This is a genomic window from Sphingobacterium sp. JUb20 (genome assembly GCF_004342035.1).
GTDB lineage: Bacteria > Bacteroidota > Bacteroidia > Sphingobacteriales > Sphingobacteriaceae > Sphingobacterium > Sphingobacterium anhuiense.
In genome coordinates this window covers 1-19,412 of record NZ_SLYV01000026.1, presented here as the reverse complement: position 1 = coordinate 19,412, position 19,412 = coordinate 1, and the positions used below count along the sequence as shown (strand labels likewise).

Annotated in this window: 16 protein-coding genes; 11 read left to right on the top strand and 5 right to left on the bottom strand. The window is 36.1% G+C overall.

The features are described 5' to 3' along the window. Nucleotides 1–1,011, bottom strand: coding sequence for a DHH family phosphoesterase (locus EDF66_RS25370; protein ID WP_132846045.1), 1,011 nt, complete (start codon nucleotides 1,009–1,011; stop codon nucleotides 1–3). A gap of 117 nt (nucleotides 1,012–1,128) precedes the next feature. Next, the gene (locus EDF66_RS25365) at nucleotides 1,129–3,768 is read right to left on the bottom strand and encodes a hypothetical protein (protein ID WP_132846043.1); all 2,640 of its coding nucleotides are present in this window, start codon (nucleotides 3,766–3,768) and stop codon (nucleotides 1,129–1,131) included. 157 nt (nucleotides 3,769–3,925) lie between these two features. Between EDF66_RS25365 and EDF66_RS25360 the strand changes: the two genes are divergently transcribed. The 5 genes from EDF66_RS25360 to EDF66_RS25340 all read left to right on the top strand — a co-directional run bounded on the left by EDF66_RS25360 (nucleotide 3,926) and on the right by EDF66_RS25340 (nucleotide 10,287). Further along, a complete protein-coding gene (locus EDF66_RS25360) occupies nucleotides 3,926–4,315 on the top strand; it encodes a DUF423 domain-containing protein (protein ID WP_021190553.1) in 390 nt (129 codons plus the stop codon). Between the two features lie 79 nt (nucleotides 4,316–4,394). Beyond that, nucleotides 4,395–6,896 (top strand): primosomal protein N', encoded by a 2,502-nt coding sequence (gene priA, locus EDF66_RS25355; RefSeq protein ID WP_231577372.1) that lies wholly within the window; start codon nucleotides 4,395–4,397, stop codon nucleotides 6,894–6,896. A 129-nt stretch (nucleotides 6,897–7,025) separates the two neighbouring features. Further along, complete coding sequence (locus EDF66_RS25350) at nucleotides 7,026–7,682, top strand: protein-L-isoaspartate(D-aspartate) O-methyltransferase (protein WP_021190551.1); 657 nt, start codon at nucleotides 7,026–7,028, stop codon at nucleotides 7,680–7,682. A gap of 370 nt (nucleotides 7,683–8,052) precedes the next feature. Further along, entirely contained in the window at nucleotides 8,053–9,876 is a 1,824-nt protein-coding gene (locus EDF66_RS25345; RefSeq protein ID WP_021190550.1) for a MutS-related protein, read from the top strand. Between the two features lie 6 nt (nucleotides 9,877–9,882). Then, on the top strand, nucleotides 9,883–10,287 hold the full coding sequence (locus EDF66_RS25340; RefSeq protein ID WP_132769000.1) for an acyl-CoA thioesterase: 405 nt from the start codon (nucleotides 9,883–9,885) through the stop codon (nucleotides 10,285–10,287). 42 nt (nucleotides 10,288–10,329) lie between these two features. Here the strand turns inward: EDF66_RS25340 and EDF66_RS25335 are convergent, their stop codons facing one another. Together EDF66_RS25335 and EDF66_RS25330 are read right to left on the bottom strand one after the other, a co-directional pair. After that, nucleotides 10,330–10,707, bottom strand: a complete 378-nt coding sequence (locus tag EDF66_RS25335; RefSeq protein WP_243656144.1) for a DUF779 domain-containing protein — start codon at nucleotides 10,705–10,707, stop codon at nucleotides 10,330–10,332. A gap of 84 nt (nucleotides 10,708–10,791) precedes the next feature. Further along, nucleotides 10,792–12,294, bottom strand: a complete 1,503-nt coding sequence (locus EDF66_RS25330) for an aldehyde dehydrogenase family protein (RefSeq protein ID WP_132846042.1) — start codon at nucleotides 12,292–12,294, stop codon at nucleotides 10,792–10,794. Nucleotides 12,295–12,502: 208 nt separating this feature from the next. On the opposite strand from EDF66_RS25330, the gene EDF66_RS25325 reads away from it, so the two are divergent. Then, a complete protein-coding gene (locus tag EDF66_RS25325; protein ID WP_021190547.1) occupies nucleotides 12,503–13,411 on the top strand; it encodes a helix-turn-helix domain-containing protein in 909 nt (302 codons plus the stop codon). A gap of 4 nt (nucleotides 13,412–13,415) precedes the next feature. On the opposite strand, the gene smpB is transcribed toward EDF66_RS25325, so the two are convergent. Further along, complete coding sequence (smpB, locus tag EDF66_RS25320) at nucleotides 13,416–13,871, bottom strand: SsrA-binding protein SmpB (protein ID WP_132768994.1); 456 nt, start codon at nucleotides 13,869–13,871, stop codon at nucleotides 13,416–13,418. 389 nt (nucleotides 13,872–14,260) lie between these two features. Between smpB and spt the strand changes: the two genes are divergently transcribed. From spt to EDF66_RS25295, 5 genes are read left to right on the top strand one after another with little or no spacing between them, the layout of a single operon-like run. Further along, nucleotides 14,261–15,460 carry a serine palmitoyltransferase gene (gene spt / locus EDF66_RS25315; RefSeq protein WP_021190543.1) on the top strand — a complete coding sequence of 400 codons (1,200 nt, stop codon included), beginning with the start codon at nucleotides 14,261–14,263 and terminating at the stop codon, nucleotides 15,458–15,460. A gap of 9 nt (nucleotides 15,461–15,469) precedes the next feature. Continuing rightward, nucleotides 15,470–16,594, top strand: coding sequence for a hypothetical protein (locus EDF66_RS25310; protein ID WP_132846040.1), 1,125 nt, complete (start codon nucleotides 15,470–15,472; stop codon nucleotides 16,592–16,594). After that, complete coding sequence (locus EDF66_RS25305; protein ID WP_132846038.1) at nucleotides 16,591–17,583, top strand: NAD-dependent epimerase/dehydratase family protein; 993 nt, start codon at nucleotides 16,591–16,593, stop codon at nucleotides 17,581–17,583. The genes EDF66_RS25310 and EDF66_RS25305 overlap by 4 nt, the downstream gene beginning before the upstream one ends. Before the next feature lie 11 nt (nucleotides 17,584–17,594). Continuing rightward, the gene (locus EDF66_RS25300) at nucleotides 17,595–18,284 is read left to right on the top strand and encodes a CDP-alcohol phosphatidyltransferase family protein (RefSeq protein ID WP_132768988.1); all 690 of its coding nucleotides are present in this window, start codon (nucleotides 17,595–17,597) and stop codon (nucleotides 18,282–18,284) included. A gap of 3 nt (nucleotides 18,285–18,287) precedes the next feature. Beyond that, nucleotides 18,288–18,674, top strand: a complete 387-nt coding sequence (locus tag EDF66_RS25295; RefSeq protein WP_021190541.1) for a GtrA family protein — start codon at nucleotides 18,288–18,290, stop codon at nucleotides 18,672–18,674. Nucleotides 18,675–19,412: the final 738 nt, after the last annotated feature.

Here is a 19,412-nt window from a genome sequence, read left to right as displayed (position 1 = left end):
TTATTTTGTTAATATTTCTTTATAATTTGGTAAAGCGGATTTAAATGTACTGATAACCGTTTGTAGATCATCATGTGAATTTCCTCCAGATGCATTGAGATGACCACCGCCATTAAAATATGTTTTGCAGATTTCATTGCATGGAACATCACCAATCGAGCGCAAAGATAATTTAATTTGTTCAGTTCTGTCAATAATTAATGCAGCTAATCGAATTCCTTTAATTGATAACGCATAATTGACAAGTCCTTCGGTATCTCCAGTAATCACTTCGAACTTTTTCAAATCTTCTTGGGTGACATAAATCATGGCTGTATTATATTCAGGGAATACTTCTAAACGATTGAGTAAGCAGTATCCTAAGAATTTTAACCTTCCTTCCGAAGAACTGTTATAGATCAGCTCGTGAATAGCCCAGTTCTCTGCGCCACAATCGATCAAGCTCGCGATTATACGGTGTATTTCTGAAGTCGTAGAACGGAAACGGAATGAACCTGTGTCGGTCATAATGCCTGTATACAGGCAGGTTGCCATATCTGCAGAGATACTGCCAGCATCTTGCATTTCTGTTGTTATAAATCTGAAAATTAGCTGTGCAGTTGCCGCAGCTTTAGGATCCCAATATTCATAATCATGAAAACCTTGAGGTTCAAGATGGTGGTCAATCATACATTTTATACCTGTCGCGTTTTCAACAGGAACTGCCATATCATGGATACGGGACAGTCCATTAAAATCAAGGCAGAAAATGATTTCAGCATCGGCAATTAATTTTTGATTTTCTTGTACTTCTTTGGTGTAAATGCGCACATGTTCTAAACCCGGTAACCAGTCTAAAAAGGATGGGAAATCGGATGGAACGATAAGGCTTACATCATGTTTATGGGCTTTTAGCCAATAAAATAGACCTAATGAAGAACCCAGCGCATCGCCATCCGGCTTGAAGTGCGTAGTGATTACAATTCTTTTAGGTTCTGATAAAAGTGTTTTTAGTTGTTCTGATGTCAGCATATTCGTATTAAGTCTGCAAACCTACTATAAAAAAAAATATTTATAGCATTTTTTTATAAACATTTGAGACGTTTTTGATTTTTGATTTTTGTTTTTAAATTTTTGAAATACAATTTGTTAAAATTTATAAACATAAATTTTGTGATCTCGTTTAGAGCTAATTAAATACGATGAATTATTCCCGAAATCGATAGGACCAAAATAGAATTTTGACATACCTTCTACAGGAAAGCCATTTCTTACAAGACCATCTTCATTGAAGATATAAATCATACGGTTATCTGTACCTACAGCAACAAGATCGTTATTGTTTGTCACTTTAAAGAATAAAGGTCTGTTGCTGACATCGTCCACAAATTTGTATGCAAAATATTTAGTGCTATCTTTCTGGTTATACACAGATAGATTATTGTCACTAAGAACAACGTAATCTTTATCCGCACTGCCACTTACATCTTCAAAGTTGAACGTAAAATTTGTGCCCCAATCGCCAATTTTTAATTTGATCGGATCCCCCTCGAAAGGAACTTTAATCACTTCTCCTTTATCTTTCGGTACAATAACAAAGGAATTCTTCATATCCGAAGTTGTTATCAACCCAATTGGGTTCTTTAACGTTTGCCCATTGACATTAAGCTCTTCTTTACGGATAAGAGTACCAGCTTCATTAAAAAAGTAAACTGACCCTTGGCTGGTTCCTGCAATGATAAAATTTTGATTAGCAATTGTAGCTGCTTTCAAATCAAATAAAATTTTGCTGTCCAAGCTTGGATTTTTCCAATCTTCGATCTTTTTTCCCGTCAGATCGTATACAGCTATCTGGTTTGAGCACGGAATATAGATTCTTTTTTCATTGTTGAAATTTGTCAGTGTAAGACCTGCAGAGGCATTGCTCGGTAAACCCACAGAAAAACCAGGTATTAACTTTCCATCAGGAGAAAAACGATACAGACGACTTCTGGTATTCAACAGTATACTACGGTCCTGCATTTGAATCGGTTGCCCTAAAATTTCTCCATGAAAGAGTGTTTTCCATAATTCTTTACCAGAAGGGCTGAGTGCATAGACCGTATGATCCTGCTCTTGTACTAAAATAAATTTGCTGTTTTCAGTCTGATTAAATACCCAAGGATTATTGATTAATTTTGAGTTCATTTGAAATGTCCATGCCGCAGTCCCTCCAAAACGATTTTTAGATTTGTATAAGGCATAAAAACCTGAAATAAATCCACCAGCATTTCCACTTACTTGCAAAGAAGTCGAGTAAAAATTTTGATAACCAAAAAGTTCCTTATCTCTGAAGTTTTTAGCATACTCCGACTTTAAGTTATTAATGATTGTATTCTTCGCTGTTTCAGGTTCGATATAAAACGTAACATTCGCTCTGTTGCTCTGAATGGCACTATGATTCTTGAAGATGGCTGTTCCAGACATCATCTGGTTATCGAAATAAGCCTGGCGGTACTTTCGTAGAACACCGGTCTGATTTGCCACAACAAGTACTTTTCCGATTCTTGTAAAGTATGGACGCTGAAAACTTTTGAAGGGATCTCCGAAACTTGAATAAAGAATGTTGGAATAATCAAATTGGTAGATATCATCTCCTTGATTGCTGCTTATTTTTTTTGAAGTTTCTATAAATTTACTGCTATCAGCTAAACTAACAAGACCTAGAATATTCTCATTATCCAATTCCGCAATTGCAAATTCATCATTCCATAAAGGTAAAATATCAGTTTGAAAGATTACTTTTCCTTCATTCTCAATGAGCTTTTGATGGCTCTTAATTTTATCAGCTTCCTTTCGATAGGTAAATAAATCGCTAAGTGAGCGATGAAAGCTATTGATATCAGAAAGGCTATAGTTAATGTAGGAAGAGGTGTTTTTTGGTAAAAAATTAGCTAAAGTTTGCACTTGTGGTGATTGATGAGCAAAAAGTTGCAGATAGTTATGCTGATTCAGGTTAAGCTGCGTTTCTCCTTTAAAAATTAATGCATCATCTTTGAAGTTTAGATTCCAGGCTGTAGATCCTTGTAATGAATCAATTTGATTAAGATACATGCCAAACTTACTGCGCATGATTTTTTTTGCTAGAGCTGCAATTTGATTATTACTAAAATAAAGACTTAACGGAGTATTCTTACTGTTTTGACTGATGAAGAATTCAATTTGCTTATGATCTAATTTTTTAACCGATTTATCAATGACCTGATGGATAATTGAAGGATTATAGCCAGCAAAAAGAATATTTTCATGAAGTGTACAGAACAGCACAGAATCTTTAATACCCCTATCAAAACTGTAAATGCGGTGACCTAGCGTGTCAGTTTGATTTTTCTTGTATTTCTTATCTACACCTTGAAATAAAGCTTCTAAGGTCTTATCGTTTATTTTTTCATTCAGACCGACCGTATATAATGATGTAATACCCGATTTTGTAGGGTGATAGGAAAGAATGACTTCCACATCTTGCACTTTGCCTTTAATCGATGCCGCACTTAAGAAATCCTGCTTAATTGTTTTGAGATTGTCAAAATCTTGTTTTCCCTGAATTGCTTCAAACAGTTCGAAATTCTGGAAAATTGTATCCGTTGTTTCGTTATTTCTGAAAGCTGCAATAAAGTAGGTATCAGCAGGTAAATACTGGAGTGTTTTTGTCGCAGTTTCTTGCTTGCTGCTGCTGTCGGAGAAGTAGTAGATGGAAGCCGCAACTACGGCTATAAAAAGTAGGACAGTAACAATAATCGTATTTCTCATATCTAATAACAAACGTACTAAAAAATATCTGGAACCTGAGTTGTCACAAATGTAAGTACTCCTTTGTAACAATAAATTTAACAAATATTCTCCTTTTCTGAGGAAGATTTGATACATTTATCCAGCATTAATAAAATATAGACGTAATTTTCGATTAATGAATAAGAGAATCATCCTAGTGGCTGCATTTTTTGGTGCACTAGCTGTTATTTTAGGCGCTTTTGGTGCGCATGGTTTAGAAGGTAAGATTAGTGAACAACATATCGAAACTTGGAAAACTGCCAATCAGTACCATTTTTACCATACTTTGGCTTTGTTGTTTCTGTCCACTTTTTCGCGGGCAAAAACTGCATCTATCCGTGTCTCATTTATAGCCTTTATAATTGGATTACTTTTCTTTTCAGGTTCTTTATATCTGTTAAGTGTGCGCGAAATTACAGGTTTTGGAAACCCAGCTATTCTTGGCCCAATAACACCGCTGGGTGGGGTCGCCTTTATAGTAGGTTGGGCAGCACTTTTCGTTGCTGCATTAAAGAATAAGTCATAATTTAACGGTTTTATTACCGTAAGATGAGCCCTCGGAGAAATTAACGTTTTTTCGAGGGCTTATTTTTTAGTAATTTTACATGATACTTGAAATGAATATGCCAGAGCCTCAAAACTTATTTTTTACAGACCGAGCAACTGTTTTTGTTGATGTTATTTTGCCTTTAGCATTAGCGAATACCTATACTTACCGAATTCCAGTTGAATGGAATGATAAAATCCAGGTCGGTGTTCGTGTTATGGTGCAATTTGGAAAGAATAAAATCTATTCTGCTATTGTAAAACAAATAACGAAAGAGGCGCCAAAGCATTATGAAGCAAAGTATATTTTAGACATCATTGATGAAAAACCTATCGTAGATGGTGCACAACTACAGTTGTGGGACTGGATATCCGATTATTATATGTGTTCATTGGGAGAGGTTATGCAAGCTGCTTTACCCTCTGCTTTGAAATTGGCAAGTGAAACTAAGATCGCCTCGGCTATTCCAGAAGATTTCGACCGTTCGACTTTGACAGATAAAGAGTATCTGATCATTGAAGCACTTGAGGTGGCCGGTGAATTAAAAGTAAATGATATCGTTAAGCTATTGAGTCAAAAGTCTGTTTTCCCCATATTGAAAGCGATGTTTGATAAGGGAATAATATTGATTTCTGAAGAGATTACTGAACGATATAAACCAAAGACTAAAGTTTTTTTCTCTTTTGCTCCGGAATTTCGGGATGAAGATGGTAAACGGAACTTATTAGATGCCTTAAATCGAGCTCCAAAACAGCAGGATGCCGTATTGGGTTTCATGCAATTGTTGAAAAAAGGAGTGGATGTTACCCGACAGATGATAATGGAAGCATCGGGATGTGGTTCGGGCGCCATTACAGCATTAGTTGATAAAGGCGTATTTCAGGTTAAAGAGAAAGTCGTCAGCCGTTTTCAAGGAGAAGATCTCGAATTGGAGGCTAATTTTGAATTTAATGATAATCAAAAACGTGTTTTTGACGAAATTCATCAGTGCTTTGAAACTAAAGATGTCACCTTATTGCATGGTGTGACAGCATCGGGGAAAACACAACTCTATATCAGATTGATTGAGGAAGCATTGGCAAGAGGTCATTCAGCCCTATATTTACTGCCTGAAATAGCTTTAACATCACAGATTACCGCACGTCTCAAATTGCATTTTGGCGATAAACTTGGTGTATATCATTCGAAATTTAATGATAACGAACGTGCTGAGGTATGGCATAAGGTAATGAAAAACGAATTTAAGGTTATCGTAGGCGCCCGTTCTTCCGTGTTTTTACCTTTTCAAGATCTGGGAATTATTATTGTCGATGAAGAGCATGAGAGTTCTTACAAACAATATGATCCCGCACCGCGCTATCATGCTCGTGATACAGCGATATATTTGGGGTATATTCATCAGACTAAAGTCTTACTAGGTTCTGCAACACCATCTATTGAAAGTTTCTATAATGCAAAATCCAAGAAATATGGTTTTGTACAGCTTTTAGAACGTTTTGGTCAAGCACAATTGCCAGAAATCCATATTGTCGATATACCGCAAGAAGGAAGAAAGGAAAATATGTTTTCATACTTCTCGGGTACTTTATTAAAAGCTATAGAAGGAGCATTGGAACGTAAGGAACAAGTGATTCTATTTCAGAATCGACGTGGACATACCACCATAATTCAATGTAACACCTGTGGTTTTGTAGCTAAATGTGTGAACTGTGATGTCAGTATGACTTATCATAAGAGTTCAAACATGATGCATTGCCATTACTGTGGCCACGTGGAACCTCCAATTAAAATCTGCCCCGCATGTGGTATGCCACATATCGAAAGTAAAGGTTTTGGAACCGAGCGTGTAGAGGAAGAACTGGAATTACTGATGCCTAATGTCCGAATAGGACGTTTGGATCTAGATTCTACAAAAGGGAAAAATGGTTTTGATAAAATTATAGGTGCTTTTGATGAACATGAATTTGATATTCTGATCGGTACACAAATGGTTGCAAAAGGACTGGATTTTGGAAAGGTCAGCTTAATCGGTATCATCAATGCAGATACCATGATTAATTTTCCTGATTTTAGAGCCTATGAAAGAGCTTTTTCACTTTTCTTGCAGGTCGCAGGACGTGCAGGAAGAAGAGAGGCAGGAGGACAGGTTATCATTCAGACTTACACACCAAAACACCGTGTGTTAGAACAGGTTGTTGCGCATGATTATCAAGCCATGTTTGATACGGAGATCATTGAACGTAAAAATTTCGCATATCCGCCGTTCTACCGTGTGATCAGAATTGATATTAAGCATATGGATATCCAGAAATGTTATGACGGAGCTAAAAAATTTGCGTCAGGTCTGCGCCAGCAATTAGGTTCACGGGTTCTTGGACCAGAAACCCCTTTAGTAGGAAGAGTACGTAATTATTTTATTCAGACGATCACATTGAAAATTGAACGCAATAACATCAGTATTGTTAAAGTAAAAGATCTGATTAAGATGGTGAAGAATGATTTTATTGCAGATAAAGCAAACACGGGTTCACGCATTGTGATCGATGTAGATCCTTATTAGAGGAATCGGTAGATGAAATTAGCCAAAAATTATTCTTTTCAAATGAAATAGCTTGCAGGCTAATTGATTAGTTATGAAAAAGTTCTTGTAGTGGTAATTGTTAAATAACAATAGTATTTTTGAGTCATAATGGCGTATAAATTTGTAGATAATTATAGAGAAAAAGGTGCTCGTAAGCAATTGGTGCAGCTGCTGAAGACAAGAGGTATTAGTGACCAGAATGTGCTGAATGCCATTGCTAAAGTACCACGTCATTTTTTCTTTGATGAAACCTTTTGGAATCAAGCATATAAAGATATCGCATTTCCAATCGGCGATGGACAAACGATATCTCAACCGTATACTGTTGCTTATCAATCGGAACTGCTGCATGTTAAAAAAGGAGATAAGGTTTTAGAAATAGGAACAGGTTCGGGATATCAAACTTGTATACTGCTGGAGCTAGGCGCTCAGGTTTATACCATAGAACGACAAGAAAATTTATATAATAGAACCATACAGGTATTGCCATATATGGGATATAAACCCCATTTTTTCTGTGGGGACGGTTCTAAAGGAATTGAACAGCATGCACCATATGATAAGATTATCGTAACTGCGGGTGCTCCATTTGTACCCGAGATTATGCTGAAGCAGTTAAAAATAGGGGGTATATTTGTAATACCGGTAGGTGATGAGAAAGAACAAAAAATGGTCACAATCATTCGGGTTGGTGAGAATGATTTTGATAGAATTGAATTAGATACATTTAGATTTGTCCCTTTGGTTGGGGATCAAGCTTGGTAATAACCAGGCTTTTTTTTAGCGATTTGGATTATGATCCCTTCTTACTATTAAATGTTCAGAGAAATGACGAATATAGGGCTGATGATAAAGAATAGCACTGTGATCTCAATGCATCAAATTAATGAGGCAGTTTTACTGCGTGCATCTAATAACTAATGATACATCAAACTGCTGGTAAAGAAGATGTGAATGCCTTAAATAATTAATAAAAAGTAAACAAAATGAGTGTAACGTGCCTATAATGCCGTTGAAAATGGATACTCATAAATAATTATATTCAGATGGAAGCGAGCATGAGCATATGTATTGCTTTTGGGGAGGAGTATGCTTATGCTCGCTTCATTACCGTTAAACAACAAATTATACTTCAATGAAAGATAAAATAATGGATTTATATCTTAGCAATAAGGAACAGATTGAACAGGAAGTAAAAAAGCTCGACAGAGTGATCAATAAGAATAGTTTTTATCGCCTCGGTGTTATTATTTTTGGTGGGGCAGCGCTATTCTATTCATTTCAGCTTGAAAATCTTGTTCTTGTATTGATTTTATTTTTTGCACTGATATTTCTTTTTGCTTTTTTGGTTAATAGACAAAGTAAATTAGAAAAAATAAGTGATTACCAGAAAGCGTTATTAGCGGTCAATGTCAATGAGCTAACGCTAGCAAATACAGGAGTCAATATCTACGATAACGGTATGCATCTGGAAGATGGTAAGCATCCTTACAGCTCCGATCTGGACATTGTAGGAAATCATTCGCTATTTGAGTTATTAAACCGCTCAACTACAAAACTGAGTATAGCGGTATTAGGTAGTTGGTTACTTAATGATGCAAAGCGTGGCGAGATTGTGAAACGTCAGGAAGCTGCAGCTGAAATAGCTAGTGATATGCGTTGGAGTCAGGATTTTCAAGCAAAGCTTTTATCAAATCTGAATCAGAAGCTAGATGTAAAGTCTTTTTTAGCAACCTATTTTGAGTCCGGAGATTTTACATTCGGAAGCGCAATTATGCGGATCTATGTTAAGCTTGCCCCTTTTATATTTATAGGATCGGTCGTTTTAGCCGTTTTTGTTCCATCTGTGGCATACCTCCCAGTCATCATAGGATTGATCCATATCCTTTGGTCAATGTTCAATGGTGGCAAAATTTCTTTTTTTTCCAGTCGGATCGATAAAGTAGGAAATCTGCTGGATTCATATGCCGCAAGTATGGAACTGGTCGAAAATAGGGCTTGGACAGCGAACCGTAACCAGGAATTACAGGAAAAATTAAAAATAGAGGGGTCATCAGATTCGGTTTCCCATGCGTTCAAGAAATTGGGTAAGCTGATCAGTAATCTGGATGCCCGAAACAACATGATGGTCGGGACAGTTTTAAATCTGATATTTTTATGGGATTTTAAGCAGGTATTGGCCATTGTAGACTGGAAAGCTAAGTATCAAGCTAATATTTTGGAAGCTTTTGATACTTTAGCAGAAGTAGAGGCTTTGGTGAGTTTAGGTACTTGGAAGCGTAATCATGCTGAATGGACTACCCCAATTATTCTTGACCATCTGGAGACACCCATAGAAGCTGTCGATTTGGCGCATCCCTTGATTGCTTCTGATAAATCTATTGCCAATACCTATACCAATGCTGACCATGAAATCGCTTTGGTGACAGGATCCAATATGGCTGGAAAGAGTACATTTCTGCGTACTGTCGGTATAAATGCTGTTTTGGCTTATGCGGGAGCAGTAGTGCCAGCAAGATCTTTCAAAATTCCGATGTTTCATTTGATATCTTATATGCGCATTAAGGATAATCTGAATGAAAGTACGTCAACTTTTAAAGCAGAATTGGACCGTATGAAATTTATTTTAGAAACTGTAGCGGAACGCAACGATAGTTTCTTTTTAATCGATGAGATGTTAAGAGGAACTAATTCTGTTGATAAATACTTAGGATCTAGAGCTATTATCAAAAAATTGATTACAGAAAAAGGAAAGGGAATGGTTGCAACGCATGATCTGCAATTATCAACGTTAGCCGATGAATATCCGCAGGTTGTAAAGAATTACCACTTTGATATACAGGTGATCCAAGGAGAAATGCTATTCGATTATAAACTGAAAATAGGAGAGTGTAAAATATTTAATGCTTCAATGTTGTTAAAAGGTATTGGAGTCGACGTAGAACAAGGAAGAAATTAAACAAAAATGACATTACAAGAAAGAATTGAACAGTCGAGAACACATCATTTTATAACTGTTTTTCCGTTTACAACAAATCACCACGCAACATTATTTGGTGGTAAAGCCATGGCGATCATGGACGAGGTAACTTTTATGTGTGCAACACGGTTTTGTAGAAAAGCACTCGTAACTGTTTCCTCAGATAAGATTGATTTTGAAAAAGCAATCCCTGCAGGTAGTATGATTGAAGCTATTGCGGAAGTAATACATGTAGGAAGAACTAGCTTAAAGGTAAAAGTGGAGATCTTCTTAGAAGATATGTACAAAGATGGAAGAGAATTAGCGGTGAAGGGTGTTTTCTCATTTGTTGCCTTAGATGACAATAAAAAGCCGATACCAGTTTTACAGGGACTGGAAATCGAAGATTAGTATATCGGATATCCTAAATTGCGTATGGAATAACAGGTCGTGTTATTCCATACGTTTTATAGGAGATAGTTCGTTTAACTCTTCCTCAGTAAATAGCCTATAGTGTACTTTGAAAGTTTTCCCCAAAGAAGACTCTAAAGAAAATCCCCCCGGGCCAAACCCATCAAGTACATCAAGTGTGAAATGTGAAAATTTCCAATATTCAAATAAATCCCGATCGATCCAAAATTCATAACCTTCAGCAAGCCCGATCATAGCATCATTCATTCTGGGATAGTATCCCCCTTTTTCAAAACATTGAGGCTGTGTGCCCTCGCAACATCCTCCGGCCTGATAGAACATCAGATCTCCGTGTTGAGCTACTAATTCACGAATCAGTTCTTTGGCTTTTTCAGTAACTGCTAAACGCTCTGTCATCATATATTGCTTTTATATCAGTATCATAAGAAATTAAAAAATGGGATTATATCGATAACCCCATTTTTTAATATTGTGTTTTGCTGATTAGAAAAATCCAAGTTTCTCTTTGCTATAAGAAATCAGCATATTTTTTGTTTGACGATAATGGTCGAGCATCATTTTATGATTCTCACGTCCGATACCCGATTGCTTATAACCACCAAAAGGAGCGCCTGCAGGATAAGAGTGATATTGGTTGACCCATACACGTCCAGCCTGGATAGCGCGCGGGATTTGGTATAGTTGATGAGCATCTCGTGTCCATACACCAGCTCCCAGCCCATAAATGGTATCATTAGCAATTTCTAAAGCCTCTTTTTCATCTTTAAATGTAGTTACTGCTAATACCGGGCCGAATATTTCCTCTTGGAAAATACGCATTTTGTTATGACCCTTAAATAAAGTTGGTTTGATATAATAACCATCTTCTAAGCCATCACCCAAATGGTTCTCATCGCCACCAGTTAATACTTCTGCCCCCTCTTCTTTACCCAATTTAATATAGGACATGATTTTATCCTTTTGGATTTTTGAAGCCTGTGCACCCATCATAGTCTCAGGGTCCAAAGGATCACCAACTTTAATTTGATTCACACGGTCTATTACTTTAGCAATAAAGCGTTCGTAAATATCCTCCTGAATCAATAAACGCGATGGACAAGTGCAAATTTCACCTTGATTTAATGCAAACAGAACAGCTCCCTCAATTGCTTTGTCTAAAAATGCATCGTCGTGGTCCATGACAGAACTGAAGAAAACATTTGGAGATTTACCGCCCAATTCCAATGTTACAGGAATGATATTTTCAGTTGCATACTGCATTACCATACGACCTGTTGCGGTAGAACCTGTAAATGCAGCTTTAGAAACTTTAGGGTTTGTTACTAATGCGCGACCTAATTCACCACCAAAACCATTCACGATGTTAACAACACCAGGAGGAAGTAAATCACCGATTATTTCCATTAAAACAAGAATTGATGTTGGGGTACTTTCCGCAGGTTTTAGAACCACACAGTTACCTGCAGCTAATGCAGGAGCTAATTTCCATACAGCCATCAGAATAGGGAAGTTCCAAGGGATAATCTGCGCGATCACACCAATAGGTTCATGCACAATAAGAGACACCGTATTTTGATCCAATTCACTTAGTGAACCTTCTTCAGCACGGATAACACTTGCAAAATAACGGAAGTGATCAATGGCTAAAGGAATATCGGCATTTAATGTTTCGCGAACAGCTTTTCCGTTGTCAACAGTTTCCACTGTGGCAATATATTCTAAATTCTGTTCGATGCGGTCTGCTATTTTATTTAAAATGATGCTTCTTTCGGTTGCTGAAGTCTTTCCCCAAGTTTCAAATGCTTTCGCGGCAGTATCAACAGCTAGTTCTAAATCTTCTTTTGTAGAATGTGCGACTTGTGTAAATACTTTTCCATCTAAGGGAGAAATATTGTCAAAATATTTACCTAATGTAGGTGGAACAAATTCTCCACCAATGTAATTTCCATAACGTTCTTTAAACGATGGTCTTTGAATTGCTGCCATAATATTTATTTTTATAATGTTATACAAATTGTTGAATACCAAATTTAACGAAAACGATTGTTCTCGTATAGCATTATAGTTTCAAACGATAGCACTATAGGTGCAACACTGTCAGCAAATATTTCTATTAATCAAGTTAATACTATTGGATATTTAAGACAATTTGTCTAAGTTTGATTACCAGCCAATTATAATAAAAGATAGGGATATGATAAATAACAGGCTTGTAAATACATTACCATTTTCGTCGCGTCATGAACTTTCTACTTTGGTAGAAAATAGGAGAGCTTTTACGTTAGAAAATTTGGAGCTTAATGTCTTTGAAACATATAAGGCGTCAGAAAAAGTAGCGTTACAGTTTGATGATCTGGTAATGATCAATATGATTCAGGGTAAAAAAGTGATGCATTTGCAACAGGTGGATTCCTTTGATTATTTACCGGGTCAGACCATGGTTTTGCCAGCCTATAGTAAGATGCAGATCGATTTTCCCGAAGCGACTTTTACCGACCCTACGCAATGTACGGCGCTGACCATAAGTAAAAGTAAGATAGACGGTGTGATCAACCGTTTAAATGAGTGCTATCCCAAAGAACAACATTTAGCAGATTGGAAATTAGATATGAATTTATTCCATCTCTATAATACACCCGAATTGACAGATTTAATTAATAAATTATTTCAGACCATTACGGGAGATAATGTGTTGAAAGATGCATTAGCAGATTTAGCATTTAATGAATTAGTTATTCGTCTTTTACAGACGCAGTCACTATTATCACTTGATATTGCCAAGACAAAAACAAACACGGTATTACAGCATATTCGGAACTATATACATGCCAACCTTTCAGAATCCATTACTGTGGAAATTTTGGAAAAGCAGGCAAATATGAGTAAATCAAGTCTATTTCGCCTTTTTAAGAATGAGTTGGGAATAACGCCTATCGAATATATCATACGAACGCGTATGCAACAGGCAAAGAGCTTATTACGAAAAACAAGAAGTGTTAAAGAGACGTGCTTTAGTTTGGGATTTAATGATGTAAACTACTTCGTCCGTCTCTTTAAAAGCAGGGTGGGAGTGACACCCGGTGCTTATATAATAGGAGAATAAAATTTTATTTTTTCATCATCCTATCAAGCTCTCTTTTGCCTTCTCTTTCCTTAATTGTATCACGCTTGTCAAAGTCTTTTTTACCTTGTGCTAAGGCAATTTCGACTTTTGCAAATCCTCTGGCACTGATGAAAATACGTAAAGGAACGATTGTAAAGCCTTTCTCTTCACCTTTCACGCGTAATTTTTTTAATTCTTTTTTTGTTAAAAGCAACTGGCGATCTCGTTTTGCTTCATGATTGTAAAAAGATCCATGCGAATACTCGGCAATATGCATATTCCGCAAATAAAGTCCATCATGGAAAAAGTTGCAGAAACTGTCGTTGATATTTGCTTTCCCTTCCCTAATTGATTTAATTTCAGTGCCTAGTAAACGTATTCCTGCAACATACCTGTCCAGAAGGTTGTATTCAAATGAAGCTCTTTTATTTTTTATATTGATATCTGATGATATTGCCATAATTTCTTAATATATTTATTCCTATTCCATTTCCAATACAAACCAGATTAAGTTTGTTAAATGTAATCACATAGGAAAGCAAATATAAATATTATAATGGTGTTTTTTTAGCATTGTTATTTTTGGATTTTAATTTAAGTGTTAAATTAAAATTATTTTTACGATATTTATATGTGAAAAATATGACTAACATTAAGTGAAAGTCAGCTTTTGTTTTCGTATGTTTGCATCGTTTTTGATTTAATACTGTTTTTCGTGCAGTATTATGAAGTCATTTTGTGTTAATCTATTTGGAAGTAGGAATTGAAAGTGTTGATGATGAAGCTATTATTTTGGTAATCATTACAATCAAAAACAATTATAAAATTTAAGAAATACCTTTTAATCGCATGAGTAAAGGAAAATTAGGCGAGAGAATATCGCAATTTAAAATCGTTAATGAATTAAAAGCTAAGGGCTTATACGCTTATTTTAGACCGATTCAGTCGAGACAGGATACCGAAGTGAAAATTGATGGCAAGCGTGTTTTGATGTTTGGTTCTAATTCTTATTTAGGGTTAACGACGGATGAACGTATTATCAAAGCTTCTCAAGACGCATTAGCAAAATATGGAACCGGTTGTGCTGGATCTCGTTTTTTAAATGGTACTTTAGATATTCATGTGGAGCTTGAAGAGAAATTGTCGGCTTATGTGGGGAAAGAGTCTACTATTTTATTCAGTACAGGTTTTCAATCAAACTTGGGCCCATTATCATGTCTTACTGGTCGCAATGATTATATCTTATTGGATGAACGTGATCATGCCTCTATCATTGATGGAAGTAGATTATCTTTTTCTAAAGTAATCAAGTATGCACACAATGATATGAATGATCTGCGTGCAAAAATTGCTAGATTACCAGAAGAAAGTGGTAAATTGATTGCAACGGATGGTATCTTCAGTATGGAGGGAGATATTGTTAATTTGCCTGAATTGATAAAGATTGCAGATGAATTTGATGCAACTGTTATGGTTGATGATGCACATAGTTTAGGTGTAATCGGAGAAAAAGGTGCAGGTACTGCCTCTCACTTTGGACTAACCGACAGTGCCGACTTAATTATGGGTACTTTCAGTAAATCATTTGCCTCTCTAGGTGGCTTTGTATCAGGCGATGCTGATGTTATCGATTACTTGAAACACTCTGCGCGTTCAGTTATGTTCAGTGCAAGTATGACACCAGCTTCTGTCGCTTCGACATTGAAAGCTTTGGAGATTATACAAACCGAACCTCAGCATATTGAGAAATTATGGTCAAATACAAATTATGCTAAAAAATTACTTTTAGAAAGTGGATTTGATTTAGGTGCTACAGAAAGCCCTATATTACCGATCTTTATTAGAAATAACGAGAAAACATTCTGGGTAACCAAAATGCTTCAAGACGATGGGGTTTTTGTTAATCCAGTAGTTTCACCTGCTGTTCCTGCAGAAGAATCATTGATTCGTTTCTCTTTAATGGCAACACATAGCTTTGATCAAATTGATGAAGCTATTGAGAAGATGGTAAAAGTCTTCAAATTAGCAGATGTTGAATCTTTAATCTAAGTGTCTATTATGATACAGGTTATTCCCGTTGAAACAAAGAAACAGAAACGGTTATATATAGATTTTCCGCATAGTTTATATGCGGAAAATCCTTATTATGTACCAGAGCTATATCTTGCTCAGTATGATTTGCTTACTCCTGGTAAGCATCCTTTCTACAAACATTCCTCCACACAATTATTTTTAGCATACAAAGATCAAAAACTGGTCGGTCGTATCGCCGCAATTTGGAATGTTAATCATAATTCATTCAATCAAGTGCAGGAAGGGCAATGGGGATTTTTTGATTGTATTAACGATCAAGAGGTTGCAAATGCTTTGTTTCAAGCAGCAAAGGATTGGGTGAAAGCTAAAGGTGGAACTAATATTGTTGGTCCAATTAATTTAACGACTAATGATACTTGTGGTCTATTGATCGAAGGATTTGATAGCCCACCTGTAGCGATGATGCCTTATAATTTTCCTTATTATCCAGAATTAGTTACTCAAGCAGGTTTTCAAAAAAAAGTTGATTTGCGTGCCTACCTAGTGATGGAAAATAAAGCAAGTAAACGATCTGTGCTGTTGTTGGAGAAACTGGAAGAACGATTAAACCGTTCGGGAATTAAGATTCGTCAAATGAACTTGAAGGATTTTAAAAATGAAACCGAGCGAATTAGGGAGATCTATAATAAAGCTTGGGATAAAAACTTAGGTTTTGTGCCTTTTACGGAAGATGAATTTAACTACGCTGCAAAGGAAATGAAAATGATCGTTGATCCTCGATATGCTTTATTGGCTGAAAAGGATGGAAAGGTCATTGGATTCGCTTTAGGAATTCCGGATATCAATCAGATTCTAATTAAAATCAAACGTGGTAGACTATTGCCGACTGGGATTTTTAAATTGCTCTTTGGATTGAAAAAGGTAAACCTAATTCGAGTTTTGATGCTTGGCGTATTGGATGAGTATCGTAAATTAGGAATAGAAGCCTGCCTTTATGGTAGGATAATTAAAAACTCTGGCGATGGCTTTACCGTCAAAGGAGCAGAATGCTCGTGGATGCTTGATACTAATTATATGATGAATCACGCCATCGAGCAAATCAATGGAGAATTATACAAACGCTATCGTTTGTATGAGCAAGCGCTATGAGAAAAAAAATCCTAATCACAGGCGCAAGTGGTTTTGTCGGTTATCATCTCGTTCAAGCTGCCCGTGAGGCAGGTTTGGAGGTGCATGCAGCTGTTCGGAAAACCAGTGATGTCAGTGAAATAAAGTCTTTTGTTGATCAATTTGTTTATCCTGATTTTAAAGATAAGGATTCATTATTGAAACTGCTGGAGCAAGAGCAATATGCCTATATTGTTCATGGAGCAGCTATGACTAGAGCGAAGAATGAGCAGGATCTTGTTGATGTTAATGTCGGTTATACTGAAGTTTTAGCAGATGCGGTATTTCAGGCTAATATTCCTCTTGAACGTTTTGTTTTTATCAGTAGTTTGGCAGCTATTGGGCCGGTGGCCTATGATGCACCAGCGATCAATGAACAAAATGAGTATCATCCCGTCACTGCATATGGTCGAAGTAAGGTGTTAGCAGAACGCATGCTTGAAAAATATGCGGCTAATAAGCTTTCTATTATTCGCCCCACCGCTGTATATGGTCCCAAAGAGAAAGATCTTTTTGTTTTATTTAAAACATTAAATGCTGGATTTGATGCCTATATCGGGAAATCACCCCAAAAATTAACGTTTGTTTTTGTGAGAGATCTGACAGATGCTATTTTAAATGCTTGTTTTCTCGATAATGGAGATAAAAAATCTTACAATATTACAGACGGCCAAGTTTATGGTCGTTATGAAATGGCGACAATTTTCAAGAAATACACTTCAAAATCATTATATAGATTTCATCTTCCATTTAGTCTTGTGAAAGGTGTTGCTCAGGTTATGGAGCGGGCTTATAAAAATTCCAGCACCATACCGGTATTGTATCCGGAAAGATTAAATGAATTGACAGCAGCCAGTTGGGCATGTGACATCAGTTCGTCAAAAGAAAATATTCAATATAGACCGCGTTATGATTTGGATGCTGGACTGAAGGTTACAATTCAGTGGTACCGTGATAATAATTGGTTATAATAAAAAGAGAGATGAGTGGTCAAAAAATAAATAAAAAACTTTTTCAAGATAGAAAAAGAACAAATATATTGAGTAATCCGGAACAGAAATTTATTTCATATTTAGTTCCACGTATTCCAAATTGGATTTCGTCCGATGGTTTGACAGCGATCGGTCTATTTGGATCCGTCATGATTATGGCAAGTTTTATCTTGGCCCAATATTGTGACATTAATTATCTACTGCTAGGTATTCTAGGCTTTTTTATTCAATGGTTCGGAGACTCTCTTGATGGCCGTATTGCTTTTTATAGAAATAAATCGCGTAAATGGTATGGATTTTCACTGGATATTGTAATGGATTGGATCAGTACGGTACTGATTGGTCTGGGGTATGTATTTTATGCAAAAGGTAATTTTGAATTAACAGGTTTTGTATTGGTAGCTTTGTATGGCTGGGCCATGATTCTTTCTTTGTTGCGTTATAAGGTAACAGATAAGTATACAATAGATGCAGGAATTGTTGGGCCTACAGAAATCAGGGTCATTATATGTCTTGTTTTACTTATAGAAGTATTTTTTGTAGGTGCAATTCATTACTTAGTGATGGGTATCTGTGCTATTCTTTTTGTTATCAATTCTATTGATACTAAGAAGTTATTAGATTTAGGCGATATCAGAGATGCTGAAGAGAAGAAAACTAAAGAGTCAGAAAATTTATAAGATATGAACCCAAAAATCAAAGAGTTCTTTAAGGCGCAGTTATCTGCTTTTGTAGGTGGTCTTTCCGATTTTGGTATTTATACTTTTTGTTATAAAGTGCTGAGTTTTTCTCCAGCATTTTCAAATGTAATCAGTGGCTCTTTAGGAGCCATTGTTAATTTCGTTATTAACCGTTATTGGTCTTTCAATAATACTGCCGCCCCGTTGGGCCAGCAGCTCGGTAAATTTGTAGTTGTAGTTGCAGGAAGTATTTTATTAAAGTCGGGTGGTATTTATTTATTGGATGATATATGGCACTTACATCCATTAGTCTCCAAAGTAATAGTGGAGATTATTGTTTCCTTGGGATTTAATTATACACTTCAGCGATTTTGGGTTTTTAAAAAGTAGAAATCGGCTTTTGAAATATTTATGGAATAAGATTATTAAGGTCATCTCAACGGAGATGACTTTTTTATTTTTCGGCCTTTTCCTTAATAAAATGAATCATAGCTTCTTTGCGTATATTTTGATTTTTACTTCAATTTTATTTTTCCTTAATATTACGATGCTCATCGTAAGGACGCTGTAGCTTTCATTTATTTAAAGAGATTTCAAGGTGTGATTGCTTCATGGAGCAGCATTGTTTTGATAAGATGATAGCACGACGTTAAAGTAATTAGTAACGTCATAAATCACACTGTACTTAAGTAAATAAAAAGAAACCTACTATTGTTAGCGAGTTGATACCATGTTATAAGCAAGTAGGGATCTTGTTCGAATATAGTAGAGGTATAACAGGGGTATAAGAGGGGGTTTATAGAGGGTTAGTAGTGGTCAAGCCCTATTAACCCCCTATAAAATCCCAGTAATCTCTCTATAAATCCTAGCTTAAGTAATAATCAAATCCCAATCAGGTTATAGTATGCCCTATTCCGGAGTATCTGTACGGAGGGTAGCGGGCTATAGTAAAACACCAGCACTTCTCAGATCCCTTTGTAGTATAAAGTAAAGATGTCGGCCCTGCGGAAAGCATGAGAAGACATGAATCACCTTATCAGCTATAGTAATAGTAATAGTAATAGTAATAGTAATAGTAATAGTAATAGTAATAGTAATAGTAATAGTAACGATGATCCTGCTGTACCG